A 15359-nucleotide genomic window follows, 5' to 3' on the forward strand; every position below is an offset into this window, starting at 1 on the left:
CCTCTCTATTAAATCAGAGGTGCTGTTACTTTTTTCCGAGCAAAGCTAGAATTATTTATTACTAGGAAACGCAAACGACAACCCGCTATTTTCACTAGATGCTACCCATCGCTCCGAAATCATTTTCGTCTTAGTATAGAAACGTGCCTGATCCGGGCCAAACATCTGCCCTTCACCAAATCTTGAGCCCTTGAAACCAGCGAAATTGTGGTAACCTACCGGAATCGGAATCGGAACATTGACACCGACCATTCCTACATCAATTTCTGTGGTAAACTTCCTGGCTGCCAGCCCATTATTCGTAAAAATTGTAACGCCATTTGCCAGTTGTTGCTGGTTAATTAATTTGATGGCTTCCTCTAAAGTATCAACACGTACAACATTCCGAACAGGTCCAAAAACTTCTTCTTCAAAAATTTGCATTTCCGGATTTACATGGTCAAGCAAAGTTGGTGCCACGAAGAATCCTTTGCTATTCTTGGTAACATCTTGATTACGTCCATCGCACACGATTGTGGCGCCTTCTGCTTCACTGCGGTCAATTGCTTTTAGGATACTTTCTTTCGCCTGCTTAGAAATAACCGGGCCATAATCTGCGCCTTCGGTATAAGCGCCTACTTTTAAGCGATCAATCTTTTCTTTTAAAATTGCTACCAGGCGATCAGCCGTTTCCTGCCCGACTGGCATTAAAGTAGAAATTGCCATACAACGTTGTGAGGCCGCTCCATACCCCGCGCTGATGAAAGCATTCGCAACTTGTTCCAAATCAGCATCCGGCATCACGACCATATTGTTTTTTCCGCCTCCTAAGGCAACAACACGTTTGCCATATTTAGCGCTGGTTTCATAAATATAGTGAGCAACCGGCGTAGATCCTACGAACGAAATAGCCTGCACAGCAGGATTTTCAAGCAGTTCATTTACCGCCTCTTTATCGCCATTGATGACGGTCCAAATACCATCCGGGAGGCCAGCTTCTTTCCATAATTCACTTATATACAAAGCTGTCATTGGCACGCGCTCGGAAGCTTTTAAAATAACAGCATTTCCAACAGCCACTGCCATGCTTGTTTGCGCCAATGGCACCATGATTGGAAAATTAAATGGAGAAATTGCCGCCACGACACCAAGTGGATATTTAGCTGAATACGCATTAATTTGTCCGCCTACATTGACTGAGTATTCACCCTTCATCAAATGCGGCGCATTAATTGCTAAATCCACCGATTCTAATCCGCGTGTAATTTCGCCCATAGCGTCTTCTTCCGTTTTACCGCTTTCGGCGCAGATTAATTCGATTACTTTATCTTGATTTTTCTTTAGCAGGCTTCGGAAATTCATGACAATTTCAGCCCGCTTTGCTACAGAGAGATCGCGCCATTTCGGAAAGGCGGCTTCTGCCTTTTTTATGGCCGCTTTCACTTCATTTGCCGAAGCTAATGGCACGTTCGCAATGACTTCACCTGTCGCCGGATTGAATACGTCTGAAAAACGGCCGCTTTCACCGGGAACCATTTTTCCATCAATAAAATGTGTAAGTTCTTTCACTTCAGTAATATTTGTCATCTGCCTATTCTCCCTTCAATTTTCAATGCTGCCGCTTTATAATGATTCAATCGCTTGCACCAATGTTGCCACAATAAAATCCTTTTCCTCCAACGTAATATTCAGCGGTGGGGATAATGTCAATACATTGTTATATCCTGCAACGGTTACGCCATTTTTTCCAATAATGAGTCGCTGTTCTTTGCACTTGGCAATCACTTGATTAACCTTCTCAACAGACAAAGGTTTTTTTGTATCACGGTCTTCTACCAGCTCAATTCCAACAAGTAATCCTTTTCCGCGGATATCGCCAACATTGGGATGATCTGAAATCCTGGTTTTTAATTCTTCTAGCAATATTGCGCCCATTTCGGCAGATTGTTCCACTAAATTTTCTCGCTCCAAAATTTCGAGGTTTTTCAATGCAACCGCGCACGCCGCTGGAGAGCCCCCAAATGTATTGACATGGCGGAAAAAGTCATAATTGCCGCTTTTCGTAAACTCCTCATAAACTTCTCTCTTTACCGCAGTTGCTGAAAGCGGCATGTAGGCGCTGGTAAGTCCTTTTGCCATTGTGATAATGTCCGGCTTCACTCCATAATTTTGGTGCCCAAACGTTTTTCCAGTGCGTCCGAATCCGCAAATTACTTCATCTACAATTAATAATGCACCATGCTTCTCACACACTTCTTTAACACCTTTTAAGTAACCATCCTGAGGCATAATAACCCCGCCGCCAGTAATAATCGGTTCCATAATCATCGCTGCAATGGTTTCTGAATGTTCCCATGTCATAATTTCGTCCACTGCCGTAACGGAAGGCAGCTCGCTTAATCCATCCTCATTATTACGATATTGATCCGGTGCTTTCACATGAATAAAACCTGGTGCTAATGGTTCGTATTTATACTTCCGCTCTGCTTGCCCTGTTGCTGCAAGTGACCCCATTGAATTCCCGTGATAGGACCGGTACCGTGAGACAATTTTATAACGCGTGCCCTGCCCTTTTTGCTGGTGATACTGCCGGGCAATTTTAAAAGCGGTTTCATTTGCTTCAGAGCCGCTGTTGGAAAAAAAGACAACATAATCTCCGCCTAATAGATCACTGATTTTTTCAGCAAGTAAAATCGCTGAAGGATGACCGCTTGTTAATGGTGTATAGTTGTTCTCCAGAAGCTGGTCGTAGGCAGCTTTGGCCATTTCTTCTCTTCCATAACCAATATTTACACACCATAATCCCGACATAGCATCCAAATAACGATTGCCCTCGATATCTGTCAGCCAAGCTCCCTCTGCTTTTTGAATAATGGCAGTCGCTTGCGGGTTATACGGCTTCATTGCATGCCAAAGATATTTCTCATCCTTCGTGACTAAATTTTCAGTGATTCGAACATTTTCCATTTGAGTCTCTCCTTTACAATTTGTTTTCTTACTCTCTATTTTGAAGGGTAAGGAACCAATAATCATCAGACACAATGTAAAATGTTTAGGAATGTCGTTTCACATATTGACAAGAAGAAAAGCGAAAGCGCCCTGGTCAGCGGCGTATGGCCTGGAGCGCTCCAACTGAGATAAAGGAAACACGAAGAGCCGGAGGCGATTCGATGTTGACTTATCGTAGGGCGGAGAGCGAAGGACACTAGCCGCTAGGGCGCTGTAGCTGGACATTTCTCAAAGTTGAAACTTAAAAAACCCTCTTACAAGAGGGATTCACTAATCTGCTGGCTGGAATTGAAATTGCGTAGCGAGCAGCATTAATTCAACCGCAAGACGCTTAGGTGGAAGCATATAATCACTTCCTATTAAGCTTTCAATTTTAGATAAACGATGATATAACGTTTGACGAACAATAAATAGCTTTTCCGCCGCTTCGTTTTTCTGACAATTGCATTGTAGATACACCTGCAATGTGATAATCAAATTCCCATTATTTTTAGCATCGTATTCATAGAGAGGCTCTAAATGTTTTTTGGCTAAATCCATAATGGCTTTATTTTTTTGCATCTGAAGAACTAATTGATGTAAATACAGATCTTCATAAAAATAAGATAGATGGGCAGCATTGCTTCGGATTAACAATGTATCCTGTGCCGTTTCGTAACTTTGATGGACTAATTTATAATGATTCACAATCTGCCCGACAGCGGTCGTGACAGATAGATTGATATATTGATGATCCTTTCTAAAGTTCTTGATTGTCTCAATGCAGTCAATAATACGGTGTTTTAGATCATGTCCATAAATATCCGCAATCACATAAATAAACCTTTGTTTCTCTTCTAATAAAAATACAACGAATCCTCTTTTTTCAAAAACATTCCGGGAGTATAGTTTGTAATAATTTAAATCATTTTCCTTCTTCAATTTCTTAACCTGGTCAATCAATACAAAGTAAGAGCAATTTAATAAATGGTGAAAACTCTGTTCCTGTAAGAAGGAGGTAATCACAGAATCTTCAATGGTTCCAGCTAGCCAAGATTCCAAAACCATTCGGGAGTGCATATTTTGTTTCTCCTCGATATATAAGCTGCGCAGCAAATACTGTGACAGGGCAATAACCGTTCGATCCAATACTAACAATTCAAACTCATTGATCATGCGGTCCTCTGTGAAAATGCATAATTCCCCGTACCGTTCTTCTAATATATTAACCTCACATTTCGCAAAATGCTTGGAACTCCCCGTTGTTTCATATTTTTCCCTTAAGTCCTCATAAATATGGTGTTTCACATTTGGTATAAACAATGGCTGCTGGCCGTTTATGATAAAGACAACGTTCATGTTTAAATATTTATAAAGTCTCATTAAAAGATGTTCATAGTGAGTGATCTTCAAAGTTAATTTGTTGATTTCTTGTGAATAATTCTCCAACCGTTTGATCATTTCATACTGTTGATTAATTAAAATACTATGTATTTCTTGCGTTATTTCAATATAAGGAACGATTTCGCTAAACGCTAGAATCGGGAAGTGATGATCATTGGCCAACTTGATGACATGATCAGGCACTGATTGAATATGCTCGCCATATTCAATGCATAGTCCAGCAGACCCTTTTTCAATCAGTTGTTCGACAAAATGAAAGAAAGCCTTTTCCTCAACGAGTTGAATTCCTGTTGTTAAAATTAATTCGCTGCCCTTTATTAAACTAGTGATTTCTTTTGATTCTAGTATATGAACCCATTTGACAGGGTTCGATACCCCGCTTGAACCAGCGATAATCTCCGCATTTTGGAAATGGTTTCTAGCAAATAAATCTTGAACCGTCAGCGAATAAGACATGTTGACCCACCCCCTAAATATTTTCTTTATACTGAATAATATAACATATTGTAAAACAGCACATAGAACTACTTTACATTCTGTTCATTTCGAGCAGCTAAAAAACTATGTTATATTTTTTATGTATTCTAAAAATTGTTGCAAAGGAGTGTACCGATGAATCAAACAGCTCTAGTAAATGGCGAAATCATTTCAGTAAATAGTAGAAACGAAGTCTTTGAAGCATGTTTGATAGAAGACAACAAGATTGCCGCAGTAGGCACAACGGAGGAAATCAGAAAGCGCATCTCCTCCACCACAAAAGTCATTGATTTGCACGGGAGATCTGTTTTACCTGGTCTGATTGATGCGCATATGCATCTTTTTTTATATGGCAATACGTTAATGCACCTCAACTGTAAAGAACCCGCCATACATTCCATTCAAGAGTTATTGGAGAAATTAGCTTCCATTGTTCAACAGACAAATGCCGGACAAATCATCCGCGTATTTGGATTCAATGAATTAATGGTAGAGGAACAACGATATCCCACCATCCAGGAGCTTGATCACCTGACAGAAGAACATCCGATTGTCATTACACGTACCTGCGGGCATATCGGCGTGGTGAATTCAGCTGCCTTAAAATTAGCTAGAATCGATGCCACAACACCCGATCCACAAGGCGGAACGATCGAAAAAGACAGCAGCGGCAACTTTACAGGCCGCCTCATCGAGAATGCCCTTTTTCAATTTAATCAATATGCAGCCTATAGCGAGGAAGAATTATTTAAAGCGCTCACAAAGGCGCAAGAACAATTATTTGCAAACGGCATCACAAGTGTCCACGATGCAGGGGGATTCGATGAAAACAGCTTCAGAATCATGCAGCAGGCTTCCTATAAAAAGCAATTAAAGGTCAGGACTTATGCCATGATTGGCAGTCTAACTGATTGCGAAACCTTTACGAAAAACATGTTAAAGGCCGGGGTCATGACCCATACGGGCAATGACTTTTTCAAAATCGGACCTGCCAAGCTATTCACGGATGGCAGCAGCACAGGGCCGACCATTGCGACGCGCGAGCCTCACACAAGCGATTCGGACAATTACGGTTACTTAATGTATACAGAAGAAGAACTGTATTCTATTTTTTCAAAAGCACATCAAAACGGCTATCAACTTACCGTGCATGCCCAAGGCGATAAGGCGATTGAGCAATATTTAGGAGTAATCGAACGTTTATTGCATGAACACCCGTTCGATGACCATCGCCATCGTGTTGAGCATTTGGGCATATGTCCCCCGGACTTACAAGAAAAGGCTAAAGCGCTTAACGTTATTCCGGTTCTCAATCCATCATTCCCGTATGAATTCGGCGAAAGCTATATTCGCAATTATGGTGAGCGAACCCAATATATGTATGCGGCAAGGGACTTACTGAACCAAGGCATCATCACCGCCGCCGGCTCAGATGCGCCTATCACAACCGTTAATCCATTCGTAGGCATTTACACAGCCGTTGCCCGCTTAACCAGACAAAACACAGCTTTTGGACAAGAGCAAACCGTATCACTAATGGATGCCATTCGTATGTACACGTATAACGCGGCCTACGCAAGCTTCGATGAAAAGATAAAAGGCAGCATTGAAGCAGGGAAATTGGCTGATTTAGTGATTGTAAATACTTCCCTATTAAACTGTCCAATCGAAAAAATTACCGAAGTAAAGGTGGATGTAACCATACTAGATGGTGAAATAGTTTTTGAAAAAATTGCTGATAGGATTGGAGTGTGAAGCAGGTGAGAAAGTATGCGCAATTATTACTGATTATTCCTTTCATTGGAATGGGTGCCCTTCTGCCGCTGGCAAATCGGATTGAACCGTATGTTTTAGGATTACCCTTTTTACTATTTTGGATTGTATTATGGATGATTCTATCATCGGTGGTTCTGTTAATTGTCTATAAATTGGATCCTGCAAATAAAGGAAGTGAAGTGCAATGAACAGCGCCTTAGTCATCATCTTTTTCGTTGCTGTTGTCGCTTTATACTTAGGAATTCGCGCAACCCGCGGCAAAGAAATGAATGTCAATGAATTCGCAGTTGGAAATAAAGGCTTCGGCACACTATTCATATTCCTGCTCATTGCCGGCGAAGTGTACACCACGTTCACCTTTTTAGGCGGCAGCGGATGGGCCTATTCAAAAGGTGCGGCCGCTTACTATGTTCCAGCCTATATTTGCTTGGCATATGTGCTTTCCTATTGGATCGTCCCGAAAATCTGGCGTTTTGCCAAAAAGCATGACGTCATTTCACAGCCTCAATACTTTATGAAAAATTATAACAGCAAAGCGCTGGGTGTCGTTGTCGCTTTCATCGGTTTAATCGCGCTCATACCCTATATCGTCATCCAATTAAAAGGATTGGGAATTATCGTATCGGAATCTTCCTACGGAACTATTTCCCCATTGCTGGCTTCAACAATCGGTGCCATCATCGTGACGATTTATGTGACGGTCTCCGGCATCCATGGATCTGCTTGGAATGCCGTATTAAAGGATATCATGATTTTATTTGTGATTGTATTCTTAGGAATCTATATTCCTTATCACTATTTTGGCGGCATCAAGCCATTATTCGAAGCCATTCAAACCGTTAAACCGGAAGCGTTAATATTTGCATCAGAAGGTTTAAGCCAGTCATGGTTTATTTCGACCATCATTTTAAATGCATTTGGTTTTTACCTATTGCCACAGTCGTTTAGTGTAGTACTATCAGCAAAAAGTGAACGCTCATTAAAGAAAAATGCAATCACGCTGCCGTTGTATACCGTTTTAATTTTATTTGCCTTCTTCATTGGATTTGCAGCCATTATTCAAGTACCTGGATTAGAAGGCGCTGCCGGCGACCTTTCACTGTTGCGGCTCACAATGAAAACCTTCGATCCTTGGTTTGTGGGAATTGTTGGCGGGGCAGGCTTACTTACAGCGTTAGTGCCGGTATCCGTTATGGTTATGTCCGGAGCAGTCGGGTTAATGACAGGCTTTTACAAGTTAATCAAGCCCAACTCAAGCGACCGCCAGCAACTAACCGTATCTAAAATATTTGTTTTGTTCATTATTTTAACGGCTTATATTTTCAGTATTATTGGCGGGGACGCATTGGCCATTCTAAACATCATGTCATATGGATTAATCACACAACTAGTGCCTGCGCTGATTTTTGGATTTTTTGATACAAAGTTTATGAACGCATACGGGGCGATGGCCGGGATTGTAACAGGGGTATCCATCGTATTAGTAAATGCCGTCACTTCATTTAAATTAATTGATATCTTCCCAACTATTCCAAGCGCCTTGAACGACATCAACATTGGTTTCGTAGCCATTGCCGTTAATATTTTCATTGGAGTGCTTGTAAGTTTAATAACAAACATAACGGCAGCAAGAGCAAGCTCTAAGATAGAATTGGTCAAATAAGTAAAGGAGGTCTCCCTGTGAAAAAATGTAATGCGAACCGGCTTGAAAAATTAATTGATTTATTTAGTTTGTTTGGTAAAACAGAAAACAACGGAGTAACCAGGCTTTCATTATCTGCTGAAGATCTCGCAGCTCGGAAGAAATTTCAAACATTATGCGAAGAAATAGGAATGACTGTAACCTGGGACGACATGGGAAATATGTATGCAACATTACCGGGAAAGAAGGACTTGCCTCCTATCGTTATGGGCTCTCATTTGGACTCTGTCATCAAAGGCGGACGCTTCGATGGTGTGCTTGGTGTCCTAACGGCTTTAGAGACAGTCTATACGATAATAGATGAAAAAATCGAGTTAGACTACCCAATTACCATTGTCAATTTTACAAACGAAGAAGGCGCCAGGTTCGAGCCATCCCTTATGTCTTCCGGCGTGTTATCCGGAAAATTTGATAAAACAAAAATGCTCGCTTCAACAGACAAGAACGGCATTACATTTGCTCAAGCCTTAAATGAAAGCGGTTTCGAGGGATCCGCGGCAAATCGTTTAAAAGAAGCAAGCGCTTATATCGAACTGCATATTGAACAAGGACCTGTACTGGAACGGAAAAACGTGGATATTGGCGTTGTAGCAGGCGTACTGGGAATGGTTTGCTACGAAATCTCCGTCTATGGGGAATCCAATCATGCAGGCACAACACCGATTAGCATGCGCAAAGACCCCATGTTCACGGCAGCCAATATGATTGTCAATATGCAAAATCAATTACAGCAACTCGATGCGGATCTTGTTTACACAATCGGAAGGATCAACGCCTATCCAAATATTCATACCGTTATTCCTTTAGAAGTAACCTTTACTTTAGAAGCGAGACATCAGGACCCTGAAGTCATTGCAGAAGTAAGCCGAATAGTGGAAGGATTGCCGCGCAGTTCTAACGGCTGTTCGGTCAAATCGACCCTTCTCTGGGACCGGGATACAGTTGACTTTAATGAAGATGTCGTTAGTGCGGTCGGAGCCGCTTGCAAAGAGCTGGGCTATAAAGAAAATCGAATGTACAGCGGCGCCGGACATGACGCCCAATTCATCGCCTCTTATATCCCAACTGCGATGATTTTTGTCCCAAGTGTAAATGGCTATAGCCATCGTGAAGATGAACTCACTTCATATGCAGACTGTGCGAAAGGCGCCGACGTTTTGCTTAACACTGTGTTAAAATTATGCCGTGAAAAAGTGAATAGATAAGAGTTTTTTTAAAGCTAAGCAGTTTAACAAGATGATCTCTGTATCGGGATCATCTTTTTTAATTCCGATCATTTGGCCATGGACGTCAATTACATCATTAACCCTAAATTGTTCCACAAAGTGTCTAGCTAGCTAAGAGTACCTACTATTTTCTAGTCGTATTACAAAGGCCATGTACTTATTATTTGGGTTTTAACTGGCACTGCTTATGGGCAGAATATGGATAATCTCTCTTGTAAACCTTTTAAGACTTCTTCTGGCATTTCCCTGACTTTGATATCGTTCCCTAGGAAAAGCAGCCAATTTATTATTTCGATCAATTCTTCTGAATGATGAACATTAATAAAAGTTTTTAGTATGGCTGTGGTTTGGTACGGATTCGTATAGGAAATGGAAAATTTTAAAGGATGGTATTTTTTGAACTGGGCAATCGCCTTTGGACCAAGTTCAAGGACAAGGTTGATTACTTCTCCCTGCTTACTTAATTTTTCAACCATCTTTTTCTTACTTACTCTTTTTTTCGTTGGGTATAGTTTAACATTAGCGAGATTGTCGACAGGAACAATCCGCCTCTTTTCTTCCTTTAAGTCAAAGCCTTCCATCAACCAAAGTCCTTTTTCATGATAAAGGTGCAAGAGATAAATGGGATAAGACTTTATTCCCCTCTCTTCTTTGATGGTAATCAATAAATAGCGATCCAAAAGCAGGATTTGGATGAGTTTTTCTACCATAGGATGGGGCAGGTCTGATAAATCAAGCAGGTCGGGATTATGGGGGTTGGTCCCTTCAAAAAGCAAGATTTGATTTAAAAGAACGAGTGTCTCTTGCTGGTTTTCTGAGAGGAGTCCAAGTAATTTTTCAGCTAAAGACTGACGACTCTTTAGATAAGGGAGTTGTTGATTTCTTGTGGCCATAAAGGCAATAAAAAGGGCTTTAATCTCATTATCGGTAAAGCGGACAGTGGGCAGGACAGAGTTGTTCATGACAAAATAACCCCCATCCCTGCCAACTTCAGCAACAAGCGGCATCCCCATGGCTTCAATCTCTCTTATATCGCGAATAGCGGTCGAACGAGAGATGTTAAATTCTTGCATGATTTCAGATATGGTAAAGTGGGCGCGGTTGTTGATATACCGCATGATGATATTAATCCGTTCAACTTTTTTCATCGGGGCCTCCTAAACAGTATCACTTTTTGACACGATTTAAAGATATTATAAACCCATCAAGTGAAAAGACAAATCATTTGATTAATCTAAAGGCTATGTTAAGGGTCATTGTTGATTTTGTAGCACTGTTGATTGGAGCGAAAGGCGCGAGACTCCTGCGGGATCAGCGGGACAGGTGAGACCCCACAGGCGCAAAGCGCCGAGGAGGCTCACCGCCCGCCCCGCGGAAAGCGAAGCGCCTGTAGCGGAAATCAACAGCCAAGTTTAACATAGCCAATCTAAAAAAAGGCAGGTTTTAAATATGGAAAATTATACCCTTGAAGAAAAAGACAGCTTTACCGTTTTAGGTATTGGAACTGAGCTTAAGAGCCATTACACAGACTTTGCAGGCATAACCAAGGAAAAGGCAGACTTTTGGCAGGCGGTCAAAGAAGATGGAAGGCTTGATTCACTAAAGAAAATAGCCACTAATGACTACATTTTCGTCGTGAATGAAGCGGTGAATAACAAGATGATGCATTATGCCGGCGTTATGACAGAGGAATCGCTGCCGGAAGCAGACAGGGTGATCCAATTTCCTAAGGGAGAATACCTCGTTGTTAAAGGGGAAGCGAATTCAGCTGAAGAATTAAGTAATATGGTTACTGGCATTGCCTTTGGCCAAGTATTGCCAGAAGCAAAGAATTTTGCCTATGTTGGCGGGCCTAATACAGCAGTTATAATGGGGCAGCGAAACGGCTTAGTTTATGGTGAAATGTGGATTCCTGTTGTCAGGAAATAAAGTGATAAAAGGAGGGCTGGAATTGTCCTATATCGTTGATTTTAAAAATGTGTCTACAGTTGGTTTAGAATCTTCACCTGTAGCCGAGGCGCTTGCTGGTTTACGTGCCAATGAAGCCCGTTACTTTATGAACAAATACAAGCATGAATTTACAGTTGTACCAGCTAGTGAGTCCGGGGAGACCCTTGATTATGTGAACAGAATTTTGAAAGAAGAACGTGATATTGAGTTTGCGGCTAAACCTTTAGAAACCTCACGTTTTCAAGTGGAAAATATCAAAATAGCTTATGTCTTTTATGAGGATGGTCTTTCGGTCAACGTCATGTATACGGTGGATGACCCTAAGCCGAAGCGGGCCGTTGGATTTAAGCTTTCTGAGGGGATGGAGGTACCAAAGGAGTTAGAAGGAAAGTTTAAGTTTGCCAGGCAGAAGTCTAAACTAGCTGGAACCATTCGGGGCTCGTATTTTGTCATTAAAGGAGAATATTAAAGTAAGCAAGGGTTTTAGACCTACAAATAATAAAACAGCACCTCTCCATCAAATTAGAGGGTGCTGTTACTTTTTCGCAAAAAAATTTCCTGCCTTCCCTATTTTTCAAGGTGCTACTGTAACCCCAATGTTTCAATAAAATTCACAAAGGCCTTCACGACATTCCATTCCATGGATTCCTTATGGTAATACATCCATGTTCTGCGTAAGATAGGTTTTCCATTTTGGTCAGTCAAATCTTGTTTTTCTAATTCTTTTATATCCTTAAGCATTCTGCTGGACATGATCCCATAGCCTAATCCATTTATGACCATTTCCTTACAAGTATCAACCTGGTCCACTTCTATACTGATTAATGGCGGCTGTGTATAGTTTTCGGCCCACCAATTATCAATTAATGAATTTAATAAGTAATCGCCGCTATAGTCAATTCTGGGGAGATTAGGCAAATCCGCCATATCAATCGCTTTCCGCGACGTAACAGACACGGTTTCTTCAAATAATAAATGTTTCTTTAGTCCTTTACCGCTATAGTCGCCTCGAATAAAGCCGATATGAACATCCTTATGGTGGATTAATTGAGTTACATCTTTACTCCAGCCAGTAATCACTTTAAATTCCACATAAGGATATTGGTCTTTAAATAATTTTAATATATGGGGCAGTTCATAATTGGCGAAAAAATTAGATACACCCAATTTCAATGTTCCTGCAACATCATTACCTGCCGTCATACTCATATTCCGGACATGCTCTTTTATATTGTTAAACTGAGTAAGGATATCATCGGCACAATGAACAAGATATTCTCCCTGCGGGGTAAAATGAACCCCTCTGCTTTCTCGGGTTACTATTTTGACACCCCATTCTTCCTGCATGTTCTTTAAACGGTTCGTTAATGCCGGCTGGGTAATAAACAAAAGCCGTGCTGCTTTCGATATGTTCTTCTGACTATAGAGGACCTTCAGTATTTCCCAATCACGGTAATCCACTTTTTACCCCCAAAATATGCCATATAAAAGTTTTTTATATCATATTATATTTTTTTTGCATTTTATTTAATTCCATTATTGCATTATGATTGGTCTGTAGCAATTAATCATTACTTCCTTACATCTTGGACTTGGGATCTCATGAAAACAAGGTTTAACGGGGAATTTTAATAGAAGTTTCTGTCTACAGGACAGAATAAACTTAAAAATAGGAAGAGGAATTTTTATGTGGATTATAACTTGTTATTTAGATTCAAATATTTCTATGTTCGAATTTAAAACGGAACAAGAAGCAAGAGAGACACTCAAAGATATGAAGGGCTTTAACATACTTTCTGAAGTTGTATACTTTAATGATCCGTGTTTTCAGCAGAAATTGGCTTAAGATTCCGTACACTGATACAATTGTAAACATGTAACAAAAAGGCCGATGTTTTGTGAACATCGGCTTTTCATTTACTCACTATAAGTTTCCAGAAATGAATTTTTTTAAGTTAAAACATTCCATTCTCGTTTGGGGAATTCTCAGGGATGGGTTGACCCAAATCCCATAATTCAACAATTCGATCAGCATGAAAGCGAAATATATGTACAACTGCTGCTCCACGGTCTTCTGGATTCTGTTTTATATGGGAGTGAACTGCAACAATATCTCCCTCTTCGATTGCATGTTTGACTACAAGTGTCTTGTTTGGTGTCTCCGCTGCATTCTCTTTCATTGCAGCCTTTAAAGAATCAGCATCGCCACGGAAATAGGGATTATGGTGACAAAAGCCTTGGTCTACGTATCTCTCGTATGCCTCATCTACACTTCCCGATGATACGAGTTGCAGGAACGACACGGCTTGGTCTTTAAGGCATATCATTGCCTTTGCTTTTTTTTCCATATAAAAATCGTCCTTTCCTTTTAAATGTTACTATCATTTTATACTATTGTTTAGCATTATTAATTCAGTGAGGTGGAGAAATTGAAAAACAAAGTAATTTTACTTGCTTCAGATCAGCTTGGTAAAGGAGATGCAGACCTAGGTGAAGGAGTATTAGAAACCTTTTTTACTATTCTTAAGCAAAGGGAAGATCTGCCTGTGGCTGTTTTTTGCATGAACCGCGGCGTATTTACATTAACGGAAAGCTCGCTTGTTTCTCTCCAATTAAAAGAACTGGAAGAAAAGGGGATTGACGTTCTTGCTTGTAAAACATGTGTAGATTTTTATGAGTTAAACGATAAGCTTGTAGCCGGGAAAATCAGTGGGATGGCCGACTTTATTGAGTTAGCCTCAAAATATGAAGTAATTACATTATCTTGATTTGGTGGTAAGTTTTTCCCTAATGAGTCTGTCAAAACTGCACCTACAATTATTGGGGCAGCTCCAACAATTGAGGTGCAGTTCCATTTAATAATTATTCCCTTTTATACAACAAAAACCTGTTGATTATTTATAGCAGGGAGAATCACTCACATTTACACCAACTGGCTTAGTTGATTCGTCCTTCTTCTCTTAATATTTGTTCAAATGCCGACACCACGTCCATATCATAATGGGATCCAGCGAGTCTTTTAAGTTCATCTATTGCAATCTGTTCTTTAAACGCTTTTCTATACGCCCGATCTTCTGTCATTGCATCGAATGTATCACTCACAGCAATAATTCTTGCTTCTAAAAGGATGTTATCTCCCCTTAATCCATACGGGTAGCCAGTGCCATTTATCCTTTCATGGTGCTGTTCAATAATAGGAGACAGCTCCTTATAATAGGAGTTCTTCACCATTTCTGCGCCATCGACAGGGTGTTTCTTGATTATTTCAAATTCTTCATCTGTTAAACGCCCAGTTTTATTTAATATCTCAATAGGCACATGAATTTTACCAATATCATGAAGCACTGCAGCCACTGTTAAATTCTCTAATTGTTCTTTACTTAGTTTTAATTTTTTTGCTATTTTTACAGAATACTTTGCCACTCGATCACTATGTTTATGGGTATATCTATCTTTTAATTCTACTTGTTTCATAATTTCCATAAGGGAAGATATATCCTTACTAATATGAACAAAGGTTTGTTCCGTAAACACGCATAATAAGGTTACTTTCGAAAGGGTGGTAAAGTGGATTGGATTATTAAGACCTTTTGCAGAAAAATAATCTTCGGGACCTAGTGTAAACTTTTTATGATCTAGTTCACAAACGACTTGCCCAGATAATAGATAATAAAACTCCAGAGCTTTAGCGTTCTCGCTTGGATAAACATAGAACATTCTACCTTCTTCTATTACTTGGTGGATAATTTCAACTCCATCCCCCCGGGTTAACAAACTAAATACTCCATTATTCTCGAAATCTACCTTTTCGACAAAAGACCCTTTTTTTCCAATCATAAATCCTTTCATGATATCCC

The 15359-nt window shown here is 40.3% G+C and carries 14 protein-coding genes; 7 read left to right on the forward strand and 7 right to left on the reverse strand.

From position 1 onward, the window contains the following. Positions 1-51: 51 nt before the first annotated feature. From FAY30_RS25620 to FAY30_RS25630, 3 genes are all read right to left on the reverse strand, one after another. Positions 52-1566: a CoA-acylating methylmalonate-semialdehyde dehydrogenase gene (locus FAY30_RS25620; RefSeq protein WP_149872490.1), complete on the reverse strand. Its 1515-nt coding sequence runs from the start codon at positions 1564-1566 to the stop codon at positions 52-54. Between the two features lie 36 nt (positions 1567-1602). Beyond that, positions 1603-2946: an aspartate aminotransferase family protein gene (locus tag FAY30_RS25625; RefSeq protein WP_149872491.1), complete on the reverse strand. Its 1344-nt coding sequence runs from the start codon at positions 2944-2946 to the stop codon at positions 1603-1605. A 312-nt stretch (positions 2947-3258) separates the two neighbouring features. Next, positions 3259-4827: a PucR family transcriptional regulator gene (locus tag FAY30_RS25630; protein ID WP_149872492.1), complete on the reverse strand. Its 1569-nt coding sequence runs from the start codon at positions 4825-4827 to the stop codon at positions 3259-3261. 156 nt (positions 4828-4983) lie between these two features. On the opposite strand from FAY30_RS25630, the gene FAY30_RS25635 reads away from it, so the two are divergent. The 4 genes from FAY30_RS25635 to FAY30_RS25650 are packed head-to-tail and all read left to right on the forward strand — an operon-like array spanning position 4984 to position 9531. Then, positions 4984-6603: an amidohydrolase gene (locus FAY30_RS25635; RefSeq protein WP_149872493.1), complete on the forward strand. Its 1620-nt coding sequence runs from the start codon at positions 4984-4986 to the stop codon at positions 6601-6603. A gap of 5 nt (positions 6604-6608) precedes the next feature. Further along, positions 6609-6812, forward strand: coding sequence for a DUF3311 domain-containing protein (locus tag FAY30_RS25640; RefSeq protein WP_223820855.1), 204 nt, complete (start codon positions 6609-6611; stop codon positions 6810-6812). Then, complete coding sequence (locus tag FAY30_RS25645) at positions 6809-8287, forward strand: sodium:solute symporter family protein (protein WP_149872494.1); 1479 nt, start codon at positions 6809-6811, stop codon at positions 8285-8287. Before FAY30_RS25640 ends, FAY30_RS25645 begins: the two co-directional genes overlap by 4 nt. A 17-nt stretch (positions 8288-8304) precedes the next feature. After that, complete coding sequence (locus FAY30_RS25650) at positions 8305-9531, forward strand: Zn-dependent hydrolase (RefSeq protein ID WP_149872495.1); 1227 nt, start codon at positions 8305-8307, stop codon at positions 9529-9531. A 206-nt stretch (positions 9532-9737) separates the two neighbouring features. Here FAY30_RS25650 and FAY30_RS25655 read toward each other — a convergent pair whose 3' ends face one another. Then, positions 9738-10700: a helix-turn-helix transcriptional regulator gene (locus FAY30_RS25655; protein WP_149872496.1), complete on the reverse strand. Its 963-nt coding sequence runs from the start codon at positions 10698-10700 to the stop codon at positions 9738-9740. Between the two features lie 301 nt (positions 10701-11001). Here FAY30_RS25655 and FAY30_RS25660 point away from each other — a divergent pair, with 301 nt between their 5' ends. Continuing rightward, positions 11002-11481: a GyrI-like domain-containing protein gene (locus FAY30_RS25660; RefSeq protein ID WP_149872497.1), complete on the forward strand. Its 480-nt coding sequence runs from the start codon at positions 11002-11004 to the stop codon at positions 11479-11481. Positions 11482-11503: 22 nt separating this feature from the next. Beyond that, positions 11504-11971, forward strand: a complete 468-nt coding sequence (locus FAY30_RS25665) for a DUF8821 family protein (protein ID WP_149872498.1) — start codon at positions 11504-11506, stop codon at positions 11969-11971. A 113-nt stretch (positions 11972-12084) separates the two neighbouring features. On the opposite strand, the gene FAY30_RS25670 is transcribed toward FAY30_RS25665, so the two are convergent. After that, the gene (locus tag FAY30_RS25670; protein WP_149872499.1) at positions 12085-12963 is read right to left on the reverse strand and encodes a LysR family transcriptional regulator; all 879 of its coding nucleotides are present in this window, start codon (positions 12961-12963) and stop codon (positions 12085-12087) included. A gap of 494 nt (positions 12964-13457) precedes the next feature. Then, positions 13458-13850: a nuclear transport factor 2 family protein gene (locus tag FAY30_RS25675; RefSeq protein WP_223820856.1), complete on the reverse strand. Its 393-nt coding sequence runs from the start codon at positions 13848-13850 to the stop codon at positions 13458-13460. A gap of 81 nt (positions 13851-13931) precedes the next feature. Here FAY30_RS25675 and FAY30_RS25680 point away from each other — a divergent pair, with 81 nt between their 5' ends. Then, positions 13932-14270, forward strand: a complete 339-nt coding sequence (locus FAY30_RS25680) for a DsrE family protein (protein ID WP_149872500.1) — start codon at positions 13932-13934, stop codon at positions 14268-14270. A 169-nt stretch (positions 14271-14439) separates the two neighbouring features. Here FAY30_RS25680 and FAY30_RS25685 read toward each other — a convergent pair whose 3' ends face one another. Beyond that, entirely contained in the window at positions 14440-15351 is a 912-nt protein-coding gene (locus FAY30_RS25685; protein ID WP_149872501.1) for an HD-GYP domain-containing protein, read from the reverse strand. Positions 15352-15359 lie beyond the last annotated feature (8 nt).

The sequence above is a fragment of the Bacillus sp. S3 genome, from assembly GCF_005154805.1.
Taxonomy (GTDB): Bacteria; Bacillota; Bacilli; order Bacillales; family Cytobacillaceae; genus Neobacillus.

What these genes read in the sequence shown, in the direction of transcription:
- FAY30_RS25620 (WP_149872490.1), bottom strand. Translation starts at nt 1,566, where the DNA reads ATGACAAATATTACTGAAGTGAAAGAACTTACACATTTTATTGATGGA.
- FAY30_RS25625 (WP_149872491.1), bottom strand. Translation starts at nt 2,946, where the DNA reads ATGGAAAATGTTCGAATCACTGAAAATTTAGTCACGAAGGATGAGAAA.
- FAY30_RS25630 (WP_149872492.1), bottom strand. Translation starts at nt 4,827, where the DNA reads ATGTCTTATTCGCTGACGGTTCAAGATTTATTTGCTAGAAACCATTTC.
- FAY30_RS25635 (WP_149872493.1), top strand. Translation starts at nt 4,984, where the DNA reads ATGAATCAAACAGCTCTAGTAAATGGCGAAATCATTTCAGTAAATAGT.
- FAY30_RS25645 (WP_149872494.1), top strand. Translation starts at nt 6,809, where the DNA reads ATGAACAGCGCCTTAGTCATCATCTTTTTCGTTGCTGTTGTCGCTTTA.
- FAY30_RS25655 (WP_149872496.1), bottom strand. Translation starts at nt 10,700, where the DNA reads ATGAAAAAAGTTGAACGGATTAATATCATCATGCGGTATATCAACAAC.
- FAY30_RS25660 (WP_149872497.1), top strand. Translation starts at nt 11,002, where the DNA reads ATGGAAAATTATACCCTTGAAGAAAAAGACAGCTTTACCGTTTTAGGT.
- FAY30_RS25675 (WP_223820856.1), bottom strand. Translation starts at nt 13,850, where the DNA reads ATGGAAAAAAAAGCAAAGGCAATGATATGCCTTAAAGACCAAGCCGTG.
- FAY30_RS25685 (WP_149872501.1), bottom strand. Translation starts at nt 15,351, where the DNA reads ATGAAAGGATTTATGATTGGAAAAAAAGGGTCTTTTGTCGAAAAGGTA.